The sequence below is a fragment of the Ditibartonella apis genome (assembly GCF_001952075.1).
GTDB lineage: Bacteria > Pseudomonadota > Alphaproteobacteria > Rhizobiales > Rhizobiaceae > Bartonella > Bartonella apis.
Map to the genome: position 1 here is coordinate 1 of NZ_LXYU01000015.1, position 1,431 is coordinate 1,431.

Sequence of the window (1,431 nt, forward strand, 5' to 3'; positions counted from 1 at the left end):
TCACCGTATATGTTCCATCAGGGATAGGTTCCTTACTATCGCGCCAATCAAGTTCCCAGTTACCGGTTTTTTCATTATAGGTAAGGTCGCGCCATTGATTGTTGATGAAGGCTTGTACCTTGTCGGTATCTTCTACTTTTCCATCAACCTTGAAGCTGAAGAGCGGTGTATTATCCTGCGTATTGAAGTCGCTACTCTCAAAGCCTGTATCATCAGTAATACCGATGAGTTTTGCCGTTGCACTTGGTACATGTGTATCAACTTCGAACGCATGGGCTTGAGATGCCGGCCCTTCATTGCCAGCCGCATCCACCGGACGGGCTGTAAGAGCATGCTTGCCTTCGCCAAGCTTGGCATCGGAGTTTCTGCTACCTGCTTCCCAGAACCATGTATGATCTGCATTGACATCAACTTCGGCAATAAACTTGTTATTGTCATAGATGCGCACTTTCTTGGCGTCACTTGGTGCCGTTCCGCTGAAGATCGGGCTATTGTCATTGGTGACGTCATTTTGATTGATAGAGATAATATTCGGGCCATCTTCACCATTGGTATTGTTCGGCAGAGCATTATCCTGAACAGTCTCGCCCTTTATCTGCTCTGGCCCGGTAATGTCGACCTTAACAAGATATTCGTTTGAAACACCGCTGGTCTTTCCCTCCGCATTTTGCGAAACGGCCGTAAACTTGTGGTTATCTTCGGTAAGCATTGCTCCGGTTGTATAAGACCAGTTGCCGTTGCCATCGGCATAAACGCGGCCCAGTTCCTTGCCATTATCATAAATGATCACAAGGCTGTTCTTCGGTGCCTTGCCGATAATTGTCGGGTTGGTATCGTCGGTCGTGCCATTGTCGACACCGGAGCCACCATTTGCAACTTTACCCTGATTAAGGCCGACATCATCGATAACCTGGGTAATCGTCGGCACCTCCGGTGCACCATTATCAATATTCAGCTTGAAACCCTGTCCGGCAAGAACAGTGCCATCGGCACCTATTGCCTCAACATAATAGTTATGTTCGCCGGCTGTCTGTTCTGTCAAACCGATAGACCATGTACCATCCGAACCGACAGTGAACGGGCCGCCAATTATCGTTTGTTTTGTAGCATCGCTATAAACGTAAACACGCGAGCCTGCCGGTGCCGTGCCGTGAAGTTCGGGCGTTGTATCATCGGTATGACCGCCATTGGCAATCTGGCCTTTAATCGGATCCACATTGTCAACGGCATAATCAACCGTTACGGTATTTCCATTATCGGCAATTGTAATATCGGTTCCAAAGCCGCGATTGCTTTCATTGCCAGCCGCATCTTTTACCGTAGTGGTAAAATGATGTTCGCCTTTACCAAGCGGTGTTGTCGGTGTGAACGACCACGAACCATCCGGATTAACTTTCGTCTCGCCGATTGCTTTGTCCCCATCATAAATGG

1 protein-coding gene is annotated in these 1,431 nt (G+C 48.4%); it reads right to left on the bottom strand.

All coding sequences use genetic code 11. From position 1 onward, the window contains the following. On the bottom strand, nt 1-1,431 hold a 1,431-nt coding region (locus PEB0122_RS11560; RefSeq protein WP_225867860.1), incomplete at both ends, for an Ig-like domain-containing protein.